Genomic DNA, 22,464 nt, shown 5'->3' on the forward strand with positions numbered 1-22,464 from the left:
GGTGGTCCTAACGAGGCGCTGCCTCCCGTCAGCGACGTTGCCCAATTGGGCCCCGGCCTTCGCCGGGGTGGTTGGGGTGCAGCAGTTCGCTCTCAGCGGGACGCTCTCTGATGGCAGCCCCCTCCGGCGCCGGTCCTGCCCCGCTCGTCGGCGGTTCGCTCGCCCTCACCGCGTTCGCGCTGGCGCTCGGCACGTTCATGCAGGTGCTCGACACGACGATCGCCAACGTTTCGCTCCCCACCATCGCCGGCAATCTCGGCGTATCGAGTGACAATTCGACCTGGATCGTCACGGCGTTTGCGGTCGCCAACGGAGTCGCGGTGCCGCTGACCGGGTGGCTGATGGGCCGGTTCGGCGTGGTGCGGACGTTCTGCGTTTCCGTCTTCCTGTTCACGATCGCGTCGTTCCTGTGCGGGATCGCATGGGATTTGCCGTCGCTGATCGGCTTCCGCATCCTCCAGGGCGCGGTATCCGGACCGATGATCCCGGGCAGCCAGGCTCTGCTGATCGCGATCTTCCCCGTCCATAAGCGCTCTACCGCGCTCGGCATCTGGTCGATGACCACGCTGGTCGCGCCGATCATGGGGCCGATCCTCGGCGGCTACATCTCCGACAATTATCACTGGAGCTGGATTTTCCTGATCAACGTGCCGTTCGGGATGTTCTGCGCGTTCGTGTGCTGGAACAAGCTCGGCAAGCGCGACACGCCGACGCGGAAGCTGCCGATCGACCAGGTCGGGCTGATCCTGCTGGTGATCTGGGTCGGTGCGCTGCAGATCGTGCTCGATCTCGGCAAGAACGACGACTGGTTCGCCGCCGACCGCATCGTCATCGCCGCGGTCGTCGCCGCGATCGGCTTTGTGGGCTGGATCATCTGGGAGCTGACCGACGCCAACCCGGCGGTGAACCTGTCGCTGTTCAAGAGCCGCAACTTCACCATCGGCACGATCGCGTTCTGCTTGGGCTATGCTGTGTTCTTCGCCAACACGCTGCTGCTGCCGCTCTGGTTGCAGACGCAGCTCGGCTACACCGCGACCTGGGCGGGGCTGGTCGCCGCACCATCGGGCGCGGTGGCGGTGATCCTGACGCCGTTCGTCGCGCGACTGAGCGGCAAGATCGACGCGCGCATCCTCGCCACGGTGGCGTTCGCGTCGTTCGGCTACTCCTATTACCTCCGCTCGGGCTATACGACGGGCGCGAGCTTCTACGATTTGATGCTGCCGCTGATGGTGCAGGGGATCGCGATGAGCACGTTCTTCCTCGCGATGCTGACGATCTCGCTCGACCGTATCCCGGCGGAGCGGCTGCCGTCGGCGACGGGCATCTCGAACTTTGCGCGCATAACCTCGGGCAGCTTCGCCGCGTCGATCATCACGACCGCCTGGGATCGCCGCGAGACGCTCCACCAGAGCCGGTTGTCGGAAGCGATCGGGACCGGTTCGCCCTACCAGATGGCGCAGGGTGCGCTGACGCGGATGGGGCTGACCGACGTGCAGGCGGCGGGTGCGATCACGCGGCAGATGGTGGCGCAGGCGTATCTGCTCGCGTCGACCGACCTGTTCCGCGTCTCGGCCTGGCTGTGCCTCGCGATGGTGATCATCGTCTGGTTCACGCGCCGCGCGAGCCCCCCGCAAGGCCCGATCGCAGCGGATTGATCGCTCCGGTTGTCGTTTTCTTACCACAAGAGGGCCGTCGTACGATTGCCCGCTGATTGAAACGTTATCGCAACCACTTCGCCCCTAACGGTCGCTTTACCAGATACCAACTGCCTGTGGGGGGCCAGCTACCATGATGACCAAGAACACCGTTTTGCGGATCGCAGCCGCATGCCTTTTGTCGAGCGCGGCGCCAGCCTGGGCCGGTACGCCGACGACCTGCATACAGTCGATCAGCACGCCGCGCCTGGTCTGCGACGAAGGGGCGTGCGTGCGCGTCTCGGTCAAGGATTTGTGCGACGCCGTGCGCGCGTCCTATCCCGTCAAGCGCCGTGCCGTGAAGCCGATCCGCATCGACGACAACCCGGTCCGTACCGAACTGACGCTGCTGATCGCCAGCGTCAGCTAAGCGACGAAGGCATACGCGGCGCCGGGGACGTGCACCGCGAAGTCGGTCGGGGCGAGCGTCCCGTCCGGCAGGATATCGAGCATCGTCACGCGCTGATCGCGTTCGTGGACGACGATCATTCGGTTTTCCTCTTCCAACACCATGAAGAAGCGCGGCGACACGCCTCCGCTGGCGATATGCTGGAGGAGGGTGGGATCGCCGCCTTCGTTCACCGCGAAGACCGCGATGCTGTCATGGCCGCGGTTGGAGACGTACAGGCGGTCGCCCGCGGCATTGGCACCGATGTGCGCGACGATGTTCGCGCCGTGCCAGCCTGCGGGGAGGGTCGATAGTGACATGCGGGGCTTCAGATCGCGACCTTGAACGTCGAGCGCGAGAAGCGTGCTGTCGAGTTCGCAGATAAGATACGCCGATCGTGGATGACGCTCTTGGAAAAACAGGTGGCGCGGTCCTGATCCAGGCACTGCCTTGAGTGCCGTGTGCGGCTCTCCGAGTGTTGCCCGTTCCGCGTCGAATGCGAACGCGAGCACTTCGTCGGTGCCTAGATCCGCAACATATAGGAATTGGTTGTCGAGACCAAACCCGACCCAGTGCGCGTGCGGCGATTGCTGGCGTTCGGGATCGGGGCCGCTGCCGTCATTGGCGTGCACCGTTGGCTGGCCGATCGGCAGGCCGCTCCGTGGATCCAGCCGAAACAGCGAGACGGTCCCGCTCGCGTAGTTCGCAACCGCGACGCAGGATCGCGTGCGATCCAGCGCGACGTGGCACGGCGCTGCGCCACCAACCGGGACGTGCGCTAGCCGGATCCAGCCCGAGGCGGTGCGACGGTGGACGCCGAGCGCGCCGTCGTCCTGCTCGTCCACTAGATAATGGAGATCGAACCGCGACGAATATGTGCCGAACGATGCGTTGCGTGCGTCCGCGTAGGGCGCGGCGACCGTGCCAATTTGATCAAGCGGATAGATGCCCATACCGCCTCCGCCGGCATAGGTGCCGACCCAGAGGAATTTTGCGGTGTCGGGGTGGGGGTCGGGACGGGGCATCCGTCGGCTTCTAGCCGCGGTCGGTGCTGCATCGCATCCCAATTCAGATCAGCGCTCGATCAGCGCGACCAACTGCTCGCGGTACAGCAAAGCGAGTTCTTCGTGCATCCGCGCGATGATCGCGTTTGGCGCCTGAATCTCGAGCACGGACTGGTCGTCCATCCGGCGTTCGATCACGGAAGGGTGCGGGAGGAAATCCATTACCATGCTTTTGGCCGCACGATATTGCGGCCGGATTTCGCAACACGGTTAATCTCGAAATCCTCCCCGGAAGGAGTGTGTTGCGGCAAAATTTCCGAAGGCTGGTATTGGCGTCGGCGTTGCCCTACCGCGGCGTCATGGGCGATCTGGATAGACTGGTACCTTCGGGGATAATCGAGCAATGGGTCTATCACCTGCGACGACAGCGGTCGCGGGCGAGTGACGCGATCTGGCTGATAGACCAAGGGTTTACCCTGCATGACGGGCAGGATGGTATCCCGTCGCACGACGCCACCGCGCGCTGGCGGGCGGAGCAGGAGACCGTGGTCGAGGAAGTGACCGCGTTGCTGGCGCTCTACGACAAGATCAACCTAGGCAAGGCCGACATCGCCTGACATTCCCGGTCGGATGGGCTGCTATCCGGCATCACCGTAGCTCCGGCGGATCATGTCGCCGGTCTGCTCCAGCGACGAGCTTTGCGGTGGTTCGGCATCCGGCATTTCGGCGACCAGTTCGGCGGTCGCCGCGAGTTGAAGATGTCGCTCGCTCAGGACCCGATGCGCGGTATAGGCCGCGTCCGAGCGGGCTGAAACGGCAAGTACCCGTTCCTGCGCAGCCCGGTCTTCATGATACGTGGCCCGATCACGCCACGCTGCGGCGTTCGTATCCGTCTGTGCGATGTCGTCGGTCATACTGCATTCCGCCAGATGTCAAACTTGATCTATCTTAGTCGCTCCTTACACCATTATGTTTGTTAACGTATCGTTTCTGGCTGCATCTACCTCATGCGGCGGGGCGGCTCGGCGCCTGCCAGCCACCACCCAGCGCACGGAACAGGTCTACTTGCGCCCCCGCGATCCGCGAGTCGGCGGCGGCGAGGTCCGTGTCCGTGTCGGCCAGCGTCCGTTCGGCGTCGAGGACGTCGAGGAAGTCGATCTGGCCTTCGCGCTGGCGGGCGCGGGTGATGCGGGCGGCGGTGGCGGCGTTGTCGTGCGCGGACTGTAGCTGCGTGCGGCGATCGAGTTCGCGGGCGTAGTTGGACAGCGCGGTCTCGGTTTCCTCGAGTGCGGTGAGGACGCTGCCGTCGAAATTGGCGAGTGCGCCACGCGAGTCCGCTTCGGCGCCGGCGATGCGCGCACGGGCGGCGGACTGGTTGAGCGACCAGTTGAGGAGCGGACCTAGCAGCCAGCGGATTGGGCCGCCGGTGAAGATGTCGCCGACGCTAAGCGCGGTCGAGCCGATCGATCCGCCGAGCGAGATCTGCGGGTAGAGCTGCGAGGTCTGCACGCCGATCCGCGCGGTTGCCGCCGCAAGCCGGCGTTCGGCGGCGTGGACGTCTGGGCGGCGGGCGAGCAGCGCCGCACCGTCGCCGATTGGGATCGGCTGGTCGAGGCGCGGCGTGGTGGTGCGGGCGCCGGCGGTTGCGGGCAGATCCTGCGGGGTGCGGCCGGTGAGCGTGGCGAGGCGGAAGAGTGCGGCCTGGCGCTCGGCTTCGATCTGCGGGATGTTGGCGGCGCGCTGATCGCGCAGGGCTGCGATGCGGACCTGGTCGAGGCGGGCTGCACGACCGGCGTCGACGCGTTTGCCGGTCAGCGTGTTCGACTTGTCGAGCAGGTCGACGATCCGACGGGCGACGGCGAGACGTTCGGCGGACGACGCTGCATCGACATAGGCGCGGGTGGTGGCGGCGACGATCGAGACGCGGACGGCGTCCGTATCCGCCTGCGCGGCGCCGACGTCATCGCGGGCGGCTTCGACGTTGCGGCGGACTCGGCCGGCGAGATCGACTTCGTAGCTGACGTCTAGGCCGACGTCGTAGGTGGCACGCTCGCGGTCGAGACCGGGCAGGTTCTGGAGTTGCGAGGTGCGAGCGTAGTTGCCGCTCGCGCCTGCGTTCACCTGCGGCTCGCGGTCGGTCTTCGCGCCGCGCAGGGAGGCGCGGGCGCTGTCGAGCCGCGCGACGGCAACGCGCAGGTCGGTGTTCGCTGCGAGCGCGTCCGCGACGAGGCCGTCGAGGACCGGGTCGCGGTACATCCGCCACCAGTCGTTGTCGGGCGCCGTGGTTACGATGGCAGCGTTCGCGGTAACGAACGATGCCGCCGCCTTGGGTGGGGTGATCGGCGCGACATAGTCGGGACCGGCGGCGCACGCGGCGAGCGTCAGCGCCGAGAGGCTCGCGAGGAGGGCGGACTTCATGATGCTGGTCCTATTCGGCTGGCTGAAGAGTCGCGGCGGGGGCTGGGCGGCGGCGTTCGAACCGCAGCGCCAGCGCTCGCGCGACGACATAGAAGGTGGGGGTGAAGAGCAGCCCGAACCCGGTCACGCCGATCATCCCGAAGAACACCGCGGTTCCGAGCGCCTGGCGGAGTTCGGCACCCGCACCGGTCGCGATCACCAGCGGCACCGCGCCGAGGATGAACGCGAAGCTCGTCATCAGGATCGGCCGCAACCGGTCCTTCGCCGCGCGTACTGCGGCCTCGACCGGGGTGAGGCCATCCTGTTCCTCGGCCTGCTTGGCGAACTCCACGACCAAGATCGCGTTTTTCGCGGCCAGCGCAATCAGCACGACCAGGCCGATCTGTGTGAGGACGTTGTTGTCCATACCCCGCAGGTTCACGCCGGTCATCGCTGCGAGCAGGCACATCGGCACGATCAGGATGATCGCGAGCGGCAACGTCAGGCTCTCGTACTGCGCGGCGAGCACGAGGAAGACGAACACCACCGCCATGCCGAAGACGAGCGCGGCGGTGCTGCCGGCTGCCTTCTGCTGATAGGCGATGCCGGTCCATTCATGCGCGTAGCCTGCCGGGAGCGACGCATCGGCGAGCTTCTCCATCGCGACCAGCGACTGGCCCGAGGAATAGCCCTTGGCAGTGTCGCCATCGACCTCGACCGCGGGGAAGAGGTTGTAGCGGACCACGCGGTACGGTCCGGTCTTGTCCTTGAACGTCGAGACCGAGCCGACCGGGACCATCTGGCCCGAGTTCGAGCGCGTCTTCAGATTGGCAATGTCCGCGGTGGTGTTGCGGAACGGCGCATCGGCCTGCGCCGTGACCCGGTAGGTGCGGCCCAGCAGGTTGAAGTCGTTGACGAACGCCGAGCCGAGATAGACCTGCAACGCTTCGAACACGCGCTCGGGTGGAACGCCCAAGAGGTTGGCCTTGGCGCGGTCGACGTCGGCAAAGATGCGCGGCGTGGCGGTGTCGAAGAACGTGTAGATCTGGGCGAGACCCTTGGTCTGGTTCGCCTGGCCGATCAGTGCGTACGACGTCTTGCCGAGGTCGGCGTAACCGTGGCCGCCCTGATCCTGCACCATCAGGCGATAGCCGCCGGCGGAACCGATGCCCTGGATCAGCGGTGGCGGGACGATCAGCAGCCGCGCTTCGGTGATGTCGCCGGTCGCCTTCTGCGATTCCGCCATGATGCTGGCGAGGGTGACGCCGAGCTTCTTGCGCTCCTCGAAGCTCTTCAGCGGGATGTACGCGGCGGCCGAGTTGGGGGCGAGCGTCTGCGAGGGGCCGTCGAAGCCCGCGAGCATGACCGCGCCCTTGACGCCGGCGAGCGGCAGGATGCGTTTCGCGACCTTCTGCATCACTGCATCGGTGCGCTCGACCGACGAGCCCGGCGGAAGCTGGATGACGGTCAGGAAGTAGCCCTGGTCCTGCGCGGGGACGAAGCCCGACGGGGTGATCGTGAACACCCCGACCGTGACCGCGATCAGCGCGGCATAGGCGATCATCATCCGGCGCGGCGCGGTTACTAGGCGCGCGGTGAGGCGGGCATAGCTGTCGCTCATCCGCTCGAACCCGCGGTTGAAGGCATCGCCGGCACGTCGCACGGTACGGGTCAGGCGGTTGCCGGAGTCGGCGGGGGCGGTCGGCTTGAGCAGCATCGCGGCGAGCGCTGGCGACAGCGTCAGCGAGATAAGCAGCGAGATGATCGTCGCGGTCGAGATCGTCACCGCGAACTGGCGGTAGAATGCGCCGGAGAGGCCGGTGAGGAACACGGTCGGGATGAACACCGCGCACAGCACGAGCACGATCGCGACGAGCGCGCCCGACACTTCGTCCATCGACGTGCGCGCCGCCTCCAAGGGGGAGAGCCCGTGCTCGAGGTTGCGCTCGACATTCTCGACCACGACGATCGCGTCATCGACGACGATGCCGATCGCGAGGACGAGGCCGAAGAGCGACAGGTTGTTGAGGCTGTACCCGGCGGCGGCGAGCACCGCGAAGGTGCCGATCAGCGAGACCGGGATCGCCACGATCGGGATGATCGCTGCGCGCCACTTCTGCAGGAAGACGAGGATGACAAGCACGACGAGGACCATCGCTTCGAAGAGCGTGTGCTTCACCGCGTCGATCGACTGCGCGATGAACTCGGTCGGGTTGTAGATGACCTTGTATTCGAGGCCCTTGGGGAAGCGCTTCGACATCGACTCCATCTCGGCGGTGACGGCCTGCGCCGCGCCGAGCGCGTTCGAGCCGGGCCGCTGGAAGACCGCGGCGATGACCGTGGGCTTGCCGCTGAGATAGGTATTCGCGCCGTAATCCTGCGCGCCGAGTTCGACACGCGCGACGTCCGAGACGCGGACCTGGCGGCCTTGCGCGTCGGTGCGGATGACGACGTCGGCGAACTGCTTGGGATCGGTCAGGCGACCCTGCGTCTCGACGTTGAGCTGGAACGCGCTGTTGCCCTTGTCGTAGGGCGGCTGGCCGAGCGTGCCGGCGGCGACCTGGACGTTCTGCGCACGCAACGCCGCGACGATCTCGCCGGCGGTGAGGTCGAGTGCGGCGGCACGGCCGGGATCGATCCAGATGCGCATCGAATAGTCGCGTGCGCCGAACAGCTGCACGTCGCCGACGCCGTCGATGCGGCTGAGGCGATCGCGAACCTGCGTCAGCGCGTAGTTGGAGATATAGCCGCGATCGAGCGAGTTGTCGGGCGAGACGAGGTTGACCACCATCAGGAAGTCAGGCGACGTCTTGCGCGTCACCACGCCGAGACGCTGGACGTCCTCGGGCAAACGGGGAACGGCGACCGCGACGCGGTTCTGGACGAGCACCTGCGCGGCGTCGAGATTGGTGCCGATCTTGAAGGTGACGGTGATCGTCACCTTGCCGTCGCCGGTCGATTGCGACGACTGGTACAGCATGTTGTCGACGCCGTTGATCTCCTGCTCGATCGGCGCGGCGACGGTCTCGGCGACCGTCTCGGCGGAGGCGCCGGGATAGGTCGCGCTGACCGTGACGGTGGGGGGGACGATGTCGGGATATTGCGACACCGGCAGCGTCATGTAGGCGATCGCACCGACGATCGTGATGATCACCGCGATCACGCCTGCGAAGATCGGCCGGGTGATGAAGAAGCGCGAGAAGCGCATGGGAATTTCCTCGGTAGAGGGGCGCGGGCACACACCAACACCACCCCGGCGGAGGCCGGGGCCCAATTGGGCGAACCGCAGTGATTAAGTCGAAACGCTATCCCAATTGGGCCCCGGCCTTCGCCGGGGTGGCGTCTATCTCGCGAGGGTGGCTTCACCCGAGATCGGCTGGACCGACGCCGGCGCACTCGTACCCGAGGCGACCACGATCCGGCCGACCTTCGGCGCGACGGTCGCGCCCGGCATCGCCATCTGCGTACCCTGGATGATGACCCGGTCGTTCGGCCCGATCCCCGAGCGCACGATCCGCAGGCCATCGACGACCGGCCCGAGTTCGACCGGCTTCTGGCTCACGACGTTCTTCGCATCGATCGTCAGCAGGACCTTCCGCGCCTGATCGGTCTGCACCGCGTCGTCGGGTACCAGCAGAGCCTGCCGCGTTCCCGCACTGGCGAGGCGCATGTTGCCGAACATCCCTGGCGTCAGGAAATACCCCGGGTTGGCGAGGACCGCACGACCACGGATCGTCCCCGAGCGCTGGTCGAGGCCGTTGTCGGTGAAGTCGAGCTTGCCCTTCCAGCGATGCTCGGTCTCGTCCTGCAATTGGATCTCGACCGCCGCCGGCGTCGCGCCGGGCTGCCGTGCGCGTTGCGTCTTGAGGTACAGCGCCTCGGAGCCGTCGAACGTGAAGTAGATCGGATCCAGCGCGTTGATCGTCGTCAGCACCGTGCCGCCGGTGCCCTCGCCGCCCGCGACCTGGTTGCCCGCATCGACGCGGCGATCGGAAATGCGACCGCCGATCGGCGCGCGAACCTGCGTGAAACCGACGTCCAGAGCACGGGCGCGCTCGCGAGCCTGCGCAGCGGCGAGTGCGGCTTGTGCGGCTTCGAGCTTGCCACGCAAAGCGTCGACTTCGCCGGCCGAAACCGCTTCATCGGCAACCAGCCGTTGTGCGCGGCCAAGGTCGGTGCGAGCCAGCGACAAAGCGCTCTTTGCACTGGCGACGTTGGCATGTGCCTCAGCCAGAGCAGCCGCGAACGGACGGGAATCGATCGTGAAGAGCAACTGCCCCTTGCTGACGATCTCGCCGTCGCGGAAATGAATGCCGGTGACTTCGCCCGCGACGCGCGGACGGATCTCGACCGTGCGGCTCGGTGCGAAGCGGCCGACATAATCGTCCCACTCGCTGACCTGCCGCACCAGCGGCGACGCGACCGTGACGGAGGCGGGCGGGGGTGCCGCCATCGCCGCGTCGGGATGATCGAACAGCTTCACGCCGACCGCACCGAGCAGCGCGATCGGCACGAGCACCATCGCGCCGCGCTGCCAGGCCGGCCGTCGGTGACGGTCCGCGGGCGGCGACGCGACGACGTCGGCGTCGTTTGCGGCCGTGATCGTGGTAAGTTGGTTCACGCTGCGATGCTCCGCTTCTGCTGGATGCCGACGCGCATGCCGGTAACGCTCTCGACGAGCGTTTCGATCTGAGCCTCGGCAAAGCCGGCGGCGAGGAAGCCCTGGATCTCGGCCATCGGCAGCGCGAAGCCGCGGCGCCAGGCGTATACGGCCATCCGCCGCAACGCCTCGAGCCGGGGATCGGCGAGCCGCGACGCGGTGCTCAGGCCGAACAGGCTGCCCATTGCGCGTGACATGCGGCTCGGGCCGGACAGGCTGCGCAGCGTGTCGCGCTTGGCGAGCGCGATGACGCTCCATTCCAGCGCGGAGAAGCCGGTCGGGGCTGGGGCGGCGACCGTCTGCGTGCGGCTGGTGACGGGCGAAGCGAACATGTTGTCGAGGTCGAGATAAGCCATGGGATTGTCCCCCTTTTGATCTTGGGCAAGCGCTGGCCTTCGGCGGTGGACGGTCTACCGACGTCAGCTGGTCGCGAGGCGTGCGCGGTCGTTGCCGGCACATCACCGTGCCGCGCTTACCCGCTTGGAAATTTCGAAAGTCAGGCCGAAGCCTAGGTTTGAACCGTGGTCATGGGTTGGTGTCCCCGGCTGCCCCCTCCGAAGTAGGAGAGAGCTTCGATACCAGTCGGTATATAAACCTGGCGTTCATCTAGTCAACAAGACTTTTGTACCGGCCGGTATTTTTTTCCGCGGCGCGGTAGAAACCGTGTCTATTTGGTCGGCCACATAAGCATGCTGGTCTCGACGAGCTGCTGGAGTTCGGTGCAACTAGCGCCCGAGCCGGCCTGGATCGACAGCCCCTGCATGATCGCGAAGAGGTAGCGCATCAGCGCGTGCGACTCGAGGCCTTCGGGAAACTCGCCCGCGGCCTTGGCTTCGTCGAACCGCTTCATGAGCGCGGCTTCGGACGACGCGCGGCGCTTGGCGACCTCGGCCTTGATCGGCTCGGCTTCGGCACTGCACGCGACGCTGCTGATGACGCTCAGGCATCCCTTGGGGTCGCAGGTGCTCATCTGCATCTGCAACGCACCACGTAGCAGGTTTTCCGCTACGGCACGCGCGGTCGGCGCGTCGAGCGCGGACGTCATATAGGCGAGCTTCTCGCGCTCGTAGAGGTCAAGCGCCTTGTGGAACAGCGCCTCCTTGTTGCCAAACGCAGCGTACAGGCTGGGCTTGGTGATCTTCATCTCGGCGGTCAGTTCCGCCATTGATGCGCCTTCGTAACCGTTACGCCAGAACACGCGCAACGCACCCGCCAGTGCCTGGTCGAGATCGAACTCGCGGGGGCGGCCCTTGGGGGCGGTGAGCGTGCAAAGCCTATTCATACCGTTCGGTATATAGTGAGAGCGCGCAAAAGGTCCAGTGACTGGAATATGTTGCCGGGGACGCTCACCGACCGACGGCGGTGTAGGCGAACCCGGCCTGCTCGACGTCGGCGCGCTGATAGACGTTGCGCAAGTCGACCATCACCGGCCCGGCCATCACGCGCTTCAACCGCGCGAGATCGAGCGCGCGATACGCATCCCATTCGGTCACGATCACGACCGCGTCGGCACCCTCGGCGGCGTCGTATGCGTCGGTGCAGTAGACCAGGTCGGGCATCATCGCCTTGGCGGTCGCCACGCCCTCGGGGTCGTGCGTGCGGACAGTCACGCCGGCGTCCGCAAGTGCGGTCGCGATCGCGAGGCTGGGGGCGTCGCGCATGTCGTCGGTGTTGGGCTTGAACGTGAGGCCGAGCAACGCGACCGTCTTGCCGCGGGGATTGTCGCCGAGCGCGTGTAGGACTTTCCGTCCCATCGCGCGCTTGCGGCTGTCGTTCACCTTCACGACGGCTTCGACGATGTGGACCGGGGTGTCGTAATCCTCGGCGGTCTTGAGCAGCGCCAGCGTGTCTTTGGGGAAGCACGAGCCGCCATAGCCCGGCCCGGCGTGGAGGAATTTCTTGCCGATCCGGTTGTCGAGCCCGATCCCGCGCGACACGTCCTGCACGTCCGCGCCGACCGCTTCGCACAGGTCTGCGATCTCGTTGATGAACGTGATCTTGGTCGCTAGGAACGCGTTGGCGGCGTATTTGATCAGCTCGGACGTGCGACGTCCGACGAACAAGATCGGCGATTCGTTAAGGTAAAGCGGACGGTAGACGTCGCGCATCACCTGCTTGGCGCGCTCGTCCTCGGTGCCGATGACGATGCGGTCGGGGCGCTTGAAGTCGCCGATCGCGGCGCCTTCGCGGAGGAATTCGGGGTTGGAGACGACCGCCACGTCGACGTCTGCACGCTTTTCACGGAAGATCGCCTCGACTCGGTCGCCGGTGCCGACGGGGACGGTCGACTTGGTCACGACCACGGTCGGTCCGGTCACCGCAGCGGCGATCTCTTCGGTGGCGGCGAACACGTAGCTGAGGTCGGCATGGCCGTCGCCGCGTCGCGACGGCGTGCCGACCGCGATGAAGATCGCATCGGCGCCCGCGACCGCGCTGGCGAGATCGGTGGTGAAGGTCAGCCGCCCCGCGGCGACATTTGACGCGACGAGCTGGTCGAGACCGGGCTCGAAGATCGGCATGCGGCCGGCATGCAGCGCATCGATCTTCGACTGGTCCTTGTCGACGCAGATCACGTCATGGCCGAAATCCGAAAAGCAGGCGCCGGACACCAGGCCGACATAGCCAGAACCGATCATCGTGATGCGCATGGACGTTCCCCGTAAAAGCCGCGCGACCTATCGAGACTAATGCGCGCGGGTGCAAGCTGGCGGGCGCAACCAAAGCGGAGCATACCGGTTGAAACTTCGACCAAATGGCATCGCAAAACAGGAGAGAGACGATGGCTGACGACTTCAAGCAGGCAGTCGATGACGGTGCGAACGCAAGCAAGGCGGCGACCGACCGCGCGGCGGATGCGGCCAAGGGCGCGGCGGACGCGATGCGCGAGAATGCCGGGAAGGCGCGCGATGCGTTCTCGGAGAAGGTCGTCGATCCGGCGCGGCGCGCAGGCGAGGCGATGAAGGAGTCGGGCGGCAAGATTGCCGAGGGCGGCGCGACGATCGGCAAGGCGATGATCGATCAGGCCGAGCAGAATGCGCGCGAGGCCTTCGCGGCGATGCGCGAGGCGGCGAGCGCCAGCGACCTGACACAGGTGATGAAGATCCAGGGCGATTACCTACGCGAGCAGAGCCAGCGAAGCATGAGCCAGGCACGCGAGATCGGCGAGCTGATCATGAAGTTCGGCAAGGACGCGGTCGCACCGTTGCAGGGCGGCGGGATCAAGTAAGCCGATACGCCGCTCCCCGTTTTGCGGTGGAGCGGCGTACGGACGAGCAAGAACGCCGCCGCTCCGACACTATGACGGAGCGGCGGCGGATCAGCCTCAACTATTTCCGGCTTAAACGAACAGTCCGACGAGCCAGTACGTGCCGGCGCCGATCAGCCCCGCGGCGGGCAGAGTAAGCGTCCAAGCGACGACGATGTTGCTCGCGACGTTCCAGCGGACGGCGGACAGGCGCCGCGCGGCGCCGACTCCGACGATCGAGCCGGTGATGGTGTGCGTCGACGATACGGGAATGCCCCAGAAGGTCGCCGCGAACAGCGTGATCGCGCCGCCGGTCTCAGCGCAGAACCCTTGTGCGGGGGTGAGGCGGGTAATCTTCGAGCCCATCGTGTGGACGATCCGCCAGCCGCCCGACAGCGTGCCAAGCGCCATCGCCGCCTGGCAGGACAGCACGACCCAGAGCGGCACGTGGAACTCACCGCCGAGCAGGCCTTGTGAATAGAGCAGGACGGCGATGATCCCCATCGTCTTTTGCGCGTCGTTGCCGCCGTGGCCGAGCGAGTAGAGCGCGGCGGAGATCAGCTGGAGCTTGCGGAAACGCTTGTCGACGCCGAGCGGGGTGAGCTTGAGGCTCGTCCAGGCAACGATCAGCACCAGAACCAGCGCGAGCATCAGGCCGATCGCGGGCGAGGCGAAGATCGCGAGCACGGTCTTGATGACGCCGCTCCAGACGATCGCGCCGAAGCCGATCTTGGCGATGCCGGCGCCTAGCAGCCCGCCGATCAGTGCATGGCTGCTGCTCGACGGGATCCCGAGCACCCAGGTGATGACGTTCCACGCGATCGCGCCCATCAGCGCGGCGAAGATCACCTGTGCATCGATAACGTGCGCCTGGACGATCCCGGTGCCGACGGTCTGCGCGACGTGGAGCCCGAAGACCGCGAACGCGATGAAGTTGAAGAACGCGGCCCACAGGACGGCGTATTGCGGCTTCAGCACGCGCGTTGAGACGACGGTGGCGATCGAGTTCGCCGCGTCGTGGAGGCCGTTCAGGAAGTCGAACAGCAGCGCGATGCCGATCAGCCCTATTAGGAGGGGGAGGGAGAGGATCATGCGCGGCCGTCCGCGGTAACGCGGTTAAGGTGCACCGCCGCTCTCTCAACCACTCCACCACCCCGGCGAAGGCCGGGGCCCAGTTGGAGAGGTCGCAGTAACAGCGTACCGCCCTCAGTTATTGCCGTCCCCCAACTGGGCCCCGGCCTTCGCCGGGGTGGCGTTTCGTTGGGGCGTCGCGACTCGTACGACACATCAAGCATGGTCGATGACCAGCCCCTGGATCTCGTTCGCGACGTCTTCGAAGCGGTCGACGATCTTTTCCAGGCTGCTGTAGATCTCGCGGTTGATGATGAACGTCATCGGGTCCGCACTGATCTTCGAGGCCTGGAACAGCGCGCGCAGGCCCGTATCGTGGATATCGTCGGCATGACCCTCGATCTGGATCAGCCGCGCGGTCAGGTCGTGCAACCGACCTGCATTGGTGCCGAGCGAGCGGAGCAGCGGGATCGCCTCCGCGGTGATCCGTGCGGCCTCGACGATGATTCCGGCCATGTCGCGCATCTGGGGCGAGAACTCGGTGACTTCGTACAGCGCGATCGCATTGGCCGTGCCGTTCATCTGGTCGATCGCGTCGTCCATAACGCCGATCAGGTCGGTGATCGCGCTGCGGTCGAACGGCGTCACGAACACCCGGCGGACGTCCTGGAGAACCTCGCGCGTGATATCGTCGGCCTCGTGCTCGCGCTTGACGATCTCGGCGATCTGACCCTCGATCGAGCCTTCGCCGTGAAGCAGCCGTGCAAGCGCATCGGCACCGGCGACCAGAGTCGCGGCATGCGCGTCGAACAGTTCGAAGAACCGCCCCTGCTTCGGCATCAGCGACTGGAACCAGCCCAGCATCGGAATTCTCCTTTTCGCACTCGTGCGCACGACGGGTAAGATACGTTGCGCGAGCGACGCCGGAATCGGCGGCTCACGGAAGGCCGCGATCAGCGCCTTCAGGCCGGGCTCATTGACAGCCTCCGCGGCGCGATCAAGCGTAAACCAGCGTGTGTCGCGTTGATGACGCTCGGGCCAGTCCTCCACCTGCTCGACGAATGCGAGTGGAAACACGGTGACGATCATGTCGCGGTAGCGGCCGGTGCGGCGGCGTTTGCGGTACGCGAACTGTCCGACAGGCGAGGGGCAGGGGATGCCGCGGATGCCGGCTTCCTCATACGCCTCCTGCGCGGCGGCCTCGTGGCTGGCGAGACCTACAATGGGATTGCCCTTGGGGATCACCCAGCGCCCGGTGTCGCGCGAGGTGATCAGCATCACGCGAGCGTGGCCGGCTTCGTCGATTACATAGGGAAGTGCGCCGATCTGCTCGATGATCCGGGTCCTCGCACCCGCAAAATCGCGGGGAAAGTCGCGAGCTTATACCCGGTTTTTACGCAAGGATAGCGGCGCAGCGGAGAGTTTTCGGACCGTCGCCGCGGGTCCATTTCTGTCCCATTGCCGGACGCCGTCACCTTAACCACCTTTGTCACTGGTCGAATTGGTAAACGCGACGTTAACGTTTGCATCATGACCAGACGCCTAGTCCTCACCAACGAAGCCGCCCGCCATCCGATGCGCCGTTCGCTGCCGCCACCGGTCATCGCGAGCGCGAGGAACGACGATCAGGACGTGAAGCTGTTCCTGCTCAGCTTCGCCGCGTTCTTCACGTGCTTCTACAGCTTCATTTTCTGAGATTGAGCTGTCGATCCTCCCCCGCCAGGGGGAGGTGGCTGGCTTGCCAGACGGAGGGGGAGGAAAGGAAAACATCCGTCCCGTGTCCTCCCCCTCCGTCACCTTCGGCGACACCTCCCCCTGGCGGGGGAGGATTTTCAGTGTCGAAGCGTCGGCAGACACCCGATCGCGTCGTCGTCGCAGGCCCGGTGCAGCTTCTGCGCGAGCCACGCCGAGACGAGGCACATAGCCGCGACGAGAAACAGCATGTCCTCGGGCGTGACACCCATCGCGGTGATGCCGATGACGAGGATCGAGCCGATCGTCATCGCGCCCGAGTTGACGACGTTGTTCGCCGCCACGGTGCGCGCGGTCTGGTCCTTCTCGACGGTGGTCGTCAGGAACGCATAGAGCGGCACGACGAACATCCCGCCGGTGATCGCGATCGCCAGCAGCGTGGCCAGCACAGGGATCGCACCTGGCTGACGGATAAATCCGGCCCAATCGTAATAATGCCCCGGAGCCGCCGGCGTCCAGTTGCGCGCGAGGAACGAGAACAGCACGACGAAGCCGCCCATCGCGATCACCGATGCGGGCGAGAACTTCGCCGAGATACGTCCACGCAGCATCGAGTTGATCACCACCGAACCGATCGCGACGCCGACCGAGAACACCGCGATCACGAAGCTCGCGACTCGCTCGTCGGCGGTCAGCACGTTCTTTACCAGTGGCGGGAAGACGATGATCAGCACCGCGCCGATCGTCCAGAAGAAGCTGATCGCGACGATCGCGAGGAACAGTCGCGGGATGTGCAGCGTCGCGCTGATCAACCGCCACGACGCGGTGAACGGGTTGTAGTCGAGCTTCAACGGCGGGCCTTCGCGCGGTGCCGGCGGCACTTGGCGCCCCGAGAACCAACCGATCACCGCGACAACCAGCACGCTGGCAGCCGCACCCTCGATCGGGATCCAGCCTGCCGTCACCGTGCCAAGAAGGATGGCGAGATACGTCCCGGCCTCGACCAGCCCGGTGCCGCCGAGCACGTCGCACGGTTTCAAATGCTGCGGCAGGATCGCGTATTTGATCGGCCCGAAGAACGTCGAGTGCACGCCGAGGCACAGCACCGCGCCGAGCATCAGCCCGATGCCCAGCGACGGATGCCCTGCGCGTGCCACCATCAGGCCGGTCGCGCCGAGCAGCATGATGCCGATCTCGACGGTCTTCACGATCCGGATGATCCGCGCCTTGTCTTCGCTGTCCGCCAATTGCCCGGCGAGCGCGGACAGCAGGAAGAACGGTAGGATGCCGAGTCCCGTCGCCAGCGCGTTGAAGTTCGCCTCCATCTTCGGATCGTTGAAGACGGCATAGGTCGCGAACAGGACCATCGAGGTCTTGAACAGATTATCGTTGAACGCGCCGAGAAACTGCGTGGTGAACAGGGGCAGGAAGCGACGTTGCTTCAGCAACCCGAGGGCATTGAGCATGACGGGAAATAGCCCTGATCGTTGCGGTAATGTGTCGAACCCTTAGCCGAGCGTCATCCGCACGCCAACGTTAAACCGGTTTCGCCCCGCGACCGACCGGTATAGGGGTGGTGGGTGCTGAGCTTGCCTAACCTCCTGACATTGTCGCGGATCGTCGCGGTGCCCCTACTGGTCTGGTTCCTGTGGTGGCCCGACTGGGAGGCAGGGTACGGCATCGCCTTCGTGCTGTACTGCCTGATGGGCATCACCGATTATTTCGACGGCTACCTCGCGCGGTCGAGCGGCGCCGTGTCGCGATTGGGGATTTTCCTCGATCCGATCGCGGACAAGATCATGGTCGCGGCGGTGATCCTCATCCTCGTCGGCACGCGCGATATCGCGGGTATTCACGTGATTGCGGCGCTGGTGATCCTTCTTCGAGAGATCGCGGTGTCGGGGCTGCGAGAGTTCCTGGCGCAGGTGCAGGTCTCCGTGCCCGTGTCGCAACTGGCCAAGTGGAAGACGACTTTGCAGCTCGTGTCGCTCGGCGGGATCATCCTTGGCGGTTCCGTGCCCGAAATGGTCTGGGTGCATACCGTCGGCATCGTCGCGCTGTGGGGTGCGGCCGTCCTTACGTTGCTGACCGGGTGGGATTACCTCCGCGTCGGCCTGAAGCACATGGACTGATCATGACGGTACGAATGGTGTATTTCGCCTGGGTGCGTGAGCGTATCGGCACGGGCGAAGAGTCGGTCGAGCCGCCGGCAAGCGTCGTGACGGTGGCGGATCTGGTCGATTGGCTGGCGGAAACGAGTTCCGGGCACGCCGAAGCGTTCGAGAACCGTTCGCGGTTGCGCGCGGCGGTCGATCAGGATTTCGTGCCGCTCGATACGCCGATCGGTCGCGCGCAGGAAATCGCGATCTTCCCACCGGTGACCGGCGGATGATCCATATCTCGGTCCAGCAATTGCCGATCGATATCGCGGCCGAGATGACGCGCGCCGAGGCGGCAGGGGCGGGCGCGGTGGCGACGTTCACCGGGCTGGTACGCGCTGACGACGGTGTGGGGACGCTCGAACTCGAACATTATCCCGGCGCGACCGAGGCTGCGCTGCTCAAGGTGGCAGAGGGCGCGATCGAGCGCTGGTCGCTGAGTGCGGCGATCATCGTACACCGCGTCGGGCCGATGCATCCGGGCGAGCGGATCGTGTTCGTCGCTGCGACGGCGGCACATCGCGGCGCCGCGCTCGAGGCCTGCGCGTATCTAATCGACCGGCTGAAGACCGATGCGCCGTTCTGGAAGCGCGAGACGCGCGGTATCGAAGCTAGCTGGGTCGAAGCACGTGATGGCGACCACGCGGCCGCGGCACGCTGGGATATCTCGAAGGGCTAACCCAAAGAATGTTCTCCCGCGAAGGCGGGAGCCCAGACTGGATCCTCGCCTTCGCGGGGAAACAAAGTAGTGCGGGCCGCGCTCCCGGATGGGATCGCGGCCCGCAGTCGCATCAGCCGAGCTTCGGAACACTCATGCCGTTGGTGAGATGAACGACGCCGTTCGTCTCCTTGATATCCGCCGTATCGACATACGACTTGATACCGGCCGTGTCGGTCAACTCGATGTTTCCGTTCGGCCCGAGTCCTGCGATCAAAGGCTGGCCTGCCAGCGTCGTCAACGTGGCCTTGCCGCCGCCCGCAGTGATCTGCGCCTTCAACTGATCCGCGGTCAGCGCACCGGCGACGACGTGATACTTGATGATCGTCGCAAGCGTCGGTGCCGACTCAGGCTTCAACAGCGTGTCGAGCGCACCGGCGGGCAGGCGGGTGAAGGCTTCGTCGCTCGGCGCGAACAGCGTGTACGGGCCAGGGCCTGCGAGCGTCGCCTGCAACTTCGCGGCGGTCACCAGCTTCGCCAGCGTCGCGCGGTTCGGCAGCGTCGGCAGTGCAGCGGCAATGGTCGTCGTTGCCGCAGCAGTCGGGGCGACGGGCGCGCCGGGCTGTTGCGGAGCAACCGCCGTGCCAGGTGCCGCCGGAGTGGATGGCGTCGCTGGCATCGCCGTCTGCGGTGCGGCCGGTGCCGCAGTCCGCGGCGCGGTTGGCGCTGCCGTCTGGGCAGTCGCACCCGTGGCAATAAACAGGCTCGTTGCCGCAGCAATCATAAGGTTGGTCTTAACAGTCATCTGCAACTCCAGAGATTGTGATTGGGACGGATGAAACTTGAACGGTGGAATTTGGGGATCGAGGCGGTAATCTCAACTATTTGACCGACAGACCGTATCGACTATACGATGAACCGAGCCTGTCTAACTCAGATTTAGCTCAGTTTAGGGACGATTACGCCATTGACGACGTGCACGACGCCGTTCGACTGGCGGACATCTGCGGTCTCTACATAACTCTTGTTACCGTTGACGTCGGTGAGCGCGATGACTGCGCCGACGAGTGTAGCCGTGATCGGGTCGCCCTCGACCGTGGTCAGCGTCGCGGTGCCGCCGCCTGCAGCAATCCGCTGGCGCAGATCGTCGGCAGTGATGACGCCCGGCACGACGTGATAGGTCAACACCTTGGTCAGCGATGCCTTGTTCTCTGGCTTCAGCAAGGTGTCGACCATGCCCGGCGCGAGCCGTCCGAACGCATCGTTGGTCGGGGCGAATACGGTGAAGGGGCCGGGGCCGGACAGCGTGCCGACCAGGTCCGCGGCCTTCACCGCGGCGACCAGGGTCGACAGGTTCGGCGCCGCCGAGGCGTTGTCGACGATCGTCCGCGTCGCCATCATCGGCACGCCGCCGACGGTCGGATTGGCGACAGCGGGCGGCCCGTTCGGTACCGCCAGTGCGGGATTGGCGGGCGTCGTCGAGGCGCTGGCCACGTCGTCCTTGGATTTGCCGCTGCACGCGGCGAGTGCCAGCGCGCTGGTCATCAGCAGCAGTGGAAGCGTCTTCGACATCGTTCGATCTCCAGCGGGAACTGGGAAACATACGATCGAAGGCCGAGTTGGTTGCGCAAGCGTGTCAATCTCGGGATGGGGTGGTGCGCTTGGAAGACTGGCCCCCGGACCGCAACGGACTCCCATCCCTGAAAGGGAGGGGTAGGGGGTGGGTAGGCTGGATTGTGTCGCCCACGTTGCCCGATACGGAGGCCGACCCACCCCCAACCCCTCCCTTTCAGGGATGGGAGCAGAAGTGCGACCTTACTGAACGTCGGCCAGCGCCTTTGCCATCAACCGGAAGTCCTTCTCGCGCGGACTGGCGCGGCGCCAGACGAGCGCGATCCGCCGCACCGCATTCTTCTCGTCGAGCGGCCTCGCTGTGATGTTGGTGTTGTCGAGGATCCCCGCCTTCAGCGCCATTTCCGGCAGCATCGTGATGCCAAGGCCATTGTCGACCATCTGGACGATCGTGTGCAGCGACGTTCCCAGCATCGTCGCCTCCGCACGCAACTCCGGCCGGTTGCACGCGCCGAGCGCATGGTCCTTCAGGCAATGCCCGTCCTCGAGCAGCAGTAGCCGCGTCTCGTCGATCGCCGACGCGGGGATCGCGGGCAGTGCGGTCGGCTCCTCGCCCGACGGATAGGCGACGAACAGTCGATCCTCGAACAGCGTCTCGGACGTCACTTCGCCACATGCGTAGGGTAGCGCCAGCAGCACGCAGTCGGTGCGGCCATTGTGCAGCCCCTCGCACGCCGGACCACTTGGCTCCTCTCGGAGGAACAGCTTCAGGTCGGGATAGTCCTTCCGCAACCGCGGCAGGATTCTCGGCAGCATGAACGGCGCGATCGTCGGGATGACGCTCATCCGCATGTCGCCCGAAAGCGGCTGGCCGGCGGCGCGCGCCATGTCGCCCAGTTCCTCCGCTTCGCGCAGCACGCGCCGCGCCTTGTCGGCGATCCCGTCGCCTAGTGGCGTGAACCGCACGACTCGTCGGGTCCGCTCCACGAGCACCACGCCGATCAGCGTTTCCAGCTCGCGCAGGCCCGCCGACAGCGTCGATTGCGTCACGAAACACGCTTCCGCAGCGCGTCCGAAATGGCCGTGGTCCTTCAGCGCAACAAGATATTGCAACTGTTTCAACGTGGGTAGGTAGGTCGCAGCCATTAATCGCCTCAATCGATCATCAGATGATAAATAGAGCGTTGGATCGATTACACCAGCCCCCATATACCGCATTGCACAACGACCGAGCGGGACAACCGCCGCGCTTGAGGATGCCTGGAGCCAAGTTTATTTCCAGGAGGCTTCCATCATGTTGACCATCGGCGACCAGTTCCCCTCGATGACCATTCCCGTCCAGCAGGGCACCGCAGCGCTGCCCGCCGGCGAGACGCTCGACCTGACGACGGCATATCCCGGCAAGTGGAAGGTGCTGTTCTACTGGCCGAAGGACTTCACGTTCGTGTGCCCGACCGAGATCGTCGGCTACAGCGACATCCGCGGCGATTTCGAGGACCGCGACGCCGTGCTGATCGGCGCGTCGACCGACACCGCGCACGTCCACCTCGCCTGGCGCAAGTCGGACGCGGACCTTGCCGCCGCGGACTTCCCGTGGCTCGCGGATAACGGCGCCAAGCTCGCCGACGCGCTCGGCATCGTCGACAAGAACGAGCATGTCGCGTTCCGTGCGACGTTCATCATCGATCCGGACAACGTCATCCAGGCGGTCCAGGTCAACGGCCTGAACGTCGGCCGCAACCCCGCCGAGACGCTCCGCGTGCTCGACGCGCTGCAGACCGACGAGCTCTGCCCGTGCAACTGGAACAAGGGCGACGACGTCCTCCAGCTCGCTGCGTAACTGAAACTCCCCTCCCGCTTGCGGGAGGGGTTGGGGGAGGGCGTGTCCACGCGGACCGCCCTCTCTTTTTGTCTCCAGTCCCTCC

Annotated in this window: 24 protein-coding genes; 9 read left to right on the forward strand and 15 right to left on the reverse strand. The window is 65.6% G+C overall.

Translation table 11 applies throughout. The annotated features are described in order from the left end of the window. Positions 1 to 110 precede the first annotated feature (110 nt). Entirely contained in the window at positions 111 to 1,655 is a 1,545-nt protein-coding gene (locus tag C8J39_RS07145) for a DHA2 family efflux MFS transporter permease subunit (RefSeq protein WP_107962793.1), read from the forward strand. 133 nt (positions 1,656 to 1,788) lie between these two features. After that, positions 1,789 to 2,064: a hypothetical protein gene (locus C8J39_RS07150; protein ID WP_107953852.1), complete on the forward strand. Its 276-nt coding sequence runs from the start codon at positions 1,789 to 1,791 to the stop codon at positions 2,062 to 2,064. Here the strand turns inward: C8J39_RS07150 and C8J39_RS07155 are convergent. Both C8J39_RS07155 and C8J39_RS18710 read right to left on the reverse strand, forming a co-directional pair. Further along, positions 2,061 to 3,107: a beta-propeller fold lactonase family protein gene (locus C8J39_RS07155; protein ID WP_120299899.1), complete on the reverse strand. Its 1,047-nt coding sequence runs from the start codon at positions 3,105 to 3,107 to the stop codon at positions 2,061 to 2,063. The genes C8J39_RS07150 and C8J39_RS07155 overlap by 4 nt on opposite strands. Before the next feature lie 48 nt (positions 3,108 to 3,155). Then, the gene (locus tag C8J39_RS18710) at positions 3,156 to 3,314 is read right to left on the reverse strand and encodes a hypothetical protein (protein WP_183037951.1); all 159 of its coding nucleotides are present in this window, start codon (positions 3,312 to 3,314) and stop codon (positions 3,156 to 3,158) included. Between the two features lie 131 nt (positions 3,315 to 3,445). Here C8J39_RS18710 and C8J39_RS07160 point away from each other — a divergent pair, with 131 nt between their 5' ends. Continuing rightward, positions 3,446 to 3,703, forward strand: a complete 258-nt coding sequence (locus C8J39_RS07160; protein WP_056489263.1) for a hypothetical protein — start codon at positions 3,446 to 3,448, stop codon at positions 3,701 to 3,703. Positions 3,704 to 3,724: 21 nt separating this feature from the next. Here C8J39_RS07160 and C8J39_RS07165 read toward each other — a convergent pair whose 3' ends face one another. From C8J39_RS07165 to C8J39_RS07195, 7 genes are all read right to left on the reverse strand, one after another. Beyond that, entirely contained in the window at positions 3,725 to 4,000 is a 276-nt protein-coding gene (locus C8J39_RS07165) for a hypothetical protein (protein WP_120299900.1), read from the reverse strand. A gap of 91 nt (positions 4,001 to 4,091) precedes the next feature. Beyond that, entirely contained in the window at positions 4,092 to 5,504 is a 1,413-nt protein-coding gene (locus C8J39_RS07170) for an efflux transporter outer membrane subunit (protein ID WP_120300449.1), read from the reverse strand. 10 nt (positions 5,505 to 5,514) lie between these two features. Continuing rightward, entirely contained in the window at positions 5,515 to 8,691 is a 3,177-nt protein-coding gene (locus C8J39_RS07175) for an efflux RND transporter permease subunit (RefSeq protein WP_107953858.1), read from the reverse strand. 135 nt (positions 8,692 to 8,826) lie between these two features. Continuing rightward, positions 8,827 to 10,104, reverse strand: a complete 1,278-nt coding sequence (locus tag C8J39_RS07180; protein ID WP_404969320.1) for an efflux RND transporter periplasmic adaptor subunit — start codon at positions 10,102 to 10,104, stop codon at positions 8,827 to 8,829. Continuing rightward, the gene (locus C8J39_RS07185) at positions 10,101 to 10,499 is read right to left on the reverse strand and encodes a hypothetical protein (protein ID WP_107953860.1); all 399 of its coding nucleotides are present in this window, start codon (positions 10,497 to 10,499) and stop codon (positions 10,101 to 10,103) included. Before C8J39_RS07185 ends, C8J39_RS07180 begins: the two co-directional genes overlap by 4 nt. Before the next feature lie 311 nt (positions 10,500 to 10,810). After that, entirely contained in the window at positions 10,811 to 11,425 is a 615-nt protein-coding gene (locus C8J39_RS07190) for a TetR/AcrR family transcriptional regulator (protein ID WP_120299901.1), read from the reverse strand. Positions 11,426 to 11,489: 64 nt separating this feature from the next. Beyond that, positions 11,490 to 12,791, reverse strand: coding sequence for a UDP-glucose/GDP-mannose dehydrogenase family protein (locus C8J39_RS07195; RefSeq protein WP_120299902.1), 1,302 nt, complete (start codon positions 12,789 to 12,791; stop codon positions 11,490 to 11,492). Between the two features lie 131 nt (positions 12,792 to 12,922). Between C8J39_RS07195 and C8J39_RS07200 the strand changes: the two genes are divergently transcribed. Continuing rightward, on the forward strand, positions 12,923 to 13,369 hold the full coding sequence (locus C8J39_RS07200; RefSeq protein WP_056057723.1) for a phasin family protein: 447 nt from the start codon (positions 12,923 to 12,925) through the stop codon (positions 13,367 to 13,369). A 111-nt stretch (positions 13,370 to 13,480) separates the two neighbouring features. On the opposite strand, the gene C8J39_RS07205 is transcribed toward C8J39_RS07200, so the two are convergent. Further along, the gene (locus tag C8J39_RS07205; protein ID WP_056057726.1) at positions 13,481 to 14,479 is read right to left on the reverse strand and encodes an inorganic phosphate transporter; all 999 of its coding nucleotides are present in this window, start codon (positions 14,477 to 14,479) and stop codon (positions 13,481 to 13,483) included. 195 nt (positions 14,480 to 14,674) lie between these two features. After that, positions 14,675 to 15,793, reverse strand: coding sequence for a DUF47 family protein (locus C8J39_RS07210; protein WP_056057730.1), 1,119 nt, complete (start codon positions 15,791 to 15,793; stop codon positions 14,675 to 14,677). Between the two features lie 195 nt (positions 15,794 to 15,988). On the opposite strand from C8J39_RS07210, the gene C8J39_RS18715 reads away from it, so the two are divergent. After that, positions 15,989 to 16,153, forward strand: coding sequence for a hypothetical protein (locus C8J39_RS18715; RefSeq protein WP_165895150.1), 165 nt, complete (start codon positions 15,989 to 15,991; stop codon positions 16,151 to 16,153). A gap of 137 nt (positions 16,154 to 16,290) precedes the next feature. On the opposite strand, the gene C8J39_RS07215 is transcribed toward C8J39_RS18715, so the two are convergent. Then, on the reverse strand, positions 16,291 to 17,616 hold the full coding sequence (locus C8J39_RS07215; protein WP_120299903.1) for an MFS transporter: 1,326 nt from the start codon (positions 17,614 to 17,616) through the stop codon (positions 16,291 to 16,293). Positions 17,617 to 17,730: 114 nt separating this feature from the next. On the opposite strand from C8J39_RS07215, the gene pgsA reads away from it, so the two are divergent. Genes pgsA through C8J39_RS07230 form a run of 3 tightly spaced genes read left to right on the forward strand, consistent with a single transcriptional unit; the run spans position 17,731 to position 18,988 of the window. Then, on the forward strand, positions 17,731 to 18,282 hold the full coding sequence (gene pgsA, locus C8J39_RS07220; RefSeq protein WP_056489286.1) for a CDP-diacylglycerol--glycerol-3-phosphate 3-phosphatidyltransferase: 552 nt from the start codon (positions 17,731 to 17,733) through the stop codon (positions 18,280 to 18,282). A gap of 2 nt (positions 18,283 to 18,284) precedes the next feature. Beyond that, a complete protein-coding gene (moaD, locus tag C8J39_RS07225) occupies positions 18,285 to 18,542 on the forward strand; it encodes a molybdopterin converting factor subunit 1 (protein ID WP_120299904.1) in 258 nt (85 codons plus the stop codon). Beyond that, on the forward strand, positions 18,539 to 18,988 hold the full coding sequence (locus C8J39_RS07230) for a molybdenum cofactor biosynthesis protein MoaE (RefSeq protein ID WP_120299905.1): 450 nt from the start codon (positions 18,539 to 18,541) through the stop codon (positions 18,986 to 18,988). Before moaD ends, C8J39_RS07230 begins: the two co-directional genes overlap by 4 nt. A gap of 112 nt (positions 18,989 to 19,100) precedes the next feature. Here the strand turns inward: C8J39_RS07230 and C8J39_RS07235 are convergent, their stop codons facing one another. The 3 genes from C8J39_RS07235 to C8J39_RS07245 form a co-directional block, all read right to left on the reverse strand. After that, complete coding sequence (locus tag C8J39_RS07235) at positions 19,101 to 19,772, reverse strand: fasciclin domain-containing protein (protein WP_107954014.1); 672 nt, start codon at positions 19,770 to 19,772, stop codon at positions 19,101 to 19,103. Between the two features lie 134 nt (positions 19,773 to 19,906). Next, entirely contained in the window at positions 19,907 to 20,539 is a 633-nt protein-coding gene (locus tag C8J39_RS07240; RefSeq protein WP_056489292.1) for a fasciclin domain-containing protein, read from the reverse strand. A 243-nt stretch (positions 20,540 to 20,782) separates the two neighbouring features. Beyond that, on the reverse strand, positions 20,783 to 21,685 hold the full coding sequence (locus C8J39_RS07245) for a hydrogen peroxide-inducible genes activator (protein ID WP_056057748.1): 903 nt from the start codon (positions 21,683 to 21,685) through the stop codon (positions 20,783 to 20,785). A gap of 148 nt (positions 21,686 to 21,833) precedes the next feature. Here C8J39_RS07245 and C8J39_RS07250 point away from each other — a divergent pair, with 148 nt between their 5' ends. Then, positions 21,834 to 22,379: a peroxiredoxin gene (locus C8J39_RS07250; RefSeq protein ID WP_055879693.1), complete on the forward strand. Its 546-nt coding sequence runs from the start codon at positions 21,834 to 21,836 to the stop codon at positions 22,377 to 22,379. Positions 22,380 to 22,464: the final 85 nt, after the last annotated feature.

The organism is Sphingomonas sp. PP-CC-1A-547, from assembly GCF_003610375.1.
Taxonomy (GTDB): Bacteria; Pseudomonadota; Alphaproteobacteria; order Sphingomonadales; family Sphingomonadaceae; genus Sphingomonas.

Excerpts from the sequence above, each read along its gene's own strand:
- C8J39_RS07145 (WP_107962793.1), top strand. The coding sequence starts at position 111 with ATGGCAGCCCCCTCCGGCGCCGGTCCTGCCCCGCTCGTCGGCGGTTCG.
- C8J39_RS07150 (WP_107953852.1), top strand. The coding sequence starts at position 1,789 with ATGATGACCAAGAACACCGTTTTGCGGATCGCAGCCGCATGCCTTTTG.
- C8J39_RS07155 (WP_120299899.1), bottom strand. The coding sequence starts at position 3,107 with ATGCCCCGTCCCGACCCCCACCCCGACACCGCAAAATTCCTCTGGGTC.
- C8J39_RS18710 (WP_183037951.1), bottom strand. The coding sequence starts at position 3,314 with ATGGTAATGGATTTCCTCCCGCACCCTTCCGTGATCGAACGCCGGATG.
- C8J39_RS07160 (WP_056489263.1), top strand. The coding sequence starts at position 3,446 with ATGGGCGATCTGGATAGACTGGTACCTTCGGGGATAATCGAGCAATGG.
- C8J39_RS07165 (WP_120299900.1), bottom strand. The coding sequence starts at position 4,000 with ATGACCGACGACATCGCACAGACGGATACGAACGCCGCAGCGTGGCGT.
- C8J39_RS07170 (WP_120300449.1), bottom strand. The coding sequence starts at position 5,504 with ATGAAGTCCGCCCTCCTCGCGAGCCTCTCGGCGCTGACGCTCGCCGCG.
- C8J39_RS07175 (WP_107953858.1), bottom strand. The coding sequence starts at position 8,691 with ATGCGCTTCTCGCGCTTCTTCATCACCCGGCCGATCTTCGCAGGCGTG.
- C8J39_RS07185 (WP_107953860.1), bottom strand. The coding sequence starts at position 10,499 with ATGGCTTATCTCGACCTCGACAACATGTTCGCTTCGCCCGTCACCAGC.
- C8J39_RS07190 (WP_120299901.1), bottom strand. The coding sequence starts at position 11,425 with ATGAATAGGCTTTGCACGCTCACCGCCCCCAAGGGCCGCCCCCGCGAG.
- C8J39_RS07195 (WP_120299902.1), bottom strand. The coding sequence starts at position 12,791 with ATGCGCATCACGATGATCGGTTCTGGCTATGTCGGCCTGGTGTCCGGC.
- C8J39_RS07200 (WP_056057723.1), top strand. The coding sequence starts at position 12,923 with ATGGCTGACGACTTCAAGCAGGCAGTCGATGACGGTGCGAACGCAAGC.
- C8J39_RS07205 (WP_056057726.1), bottom strand. The coding sequence starts at position 14,479 with ATGATCCTCTCCCTCCCCCTCCTAATAGGGCTGATCGGCATCGCGCTG.
- C8J39_RS18715 (WP_165895150.1), top strand. The coding sequence starts at position 15,989 with ATGACCAGACGCCTAGTCCTCACCAACGAAGCCGCCCGCCATCCGATG.
- C8J39_RS07215 (WP_120299903.1), bottom strand. The coding sequence starts at position 17,616 with ATGCTCAATGCCCTCGGGTTGCTGAAGCAACGTCGCTTCCTGCCCCTG.
- moaD (WP_120299904.1), top strand. The coding sequence starts at position 18,285 with ATGACGGTACGAATGGTGTATTTCGCCTGGGTGCGTGAGCGTATCGGC.
- C8J39_RS07230 (WP_120299905.1), top strand. The coding sequence starts at position 18,539 with ATGATCCATATCTCGGTCCAGCAATTGCCGATCGATATCGCGGCCGAG.
- C8J39_RS07235 (WP_107954014.1), bottom strand. The coding sequence starts at position 19,772 with ATGACTGTTAAGACCAACCTTATGATTGCTGCGGCAACGAGCCTGTTT.
- C8J39_RS07240 (WP_056489292.1), bottom strand. The coding sequence starts at position 20,539 with ATGTCGAAGACGCTTCCACTGCTGCTGATGACCAGCGCGCTGGCACTC.
- C8J39_RS07245 (WP_056057748.1), bottom strand. The coding sequence starts at position 21,685 with ATGGCTGCGACCTACCTACCCACGTTGAAACAGTTGCAATATCTTGTT.
- C8J39_RS07250 (WP_055879693.1), top strand. The coding sequence starts at position 21,834 with ATGTTGACCATCGGCGACCAGTTCCCCTCGATGACCATTCCCGTCCAG.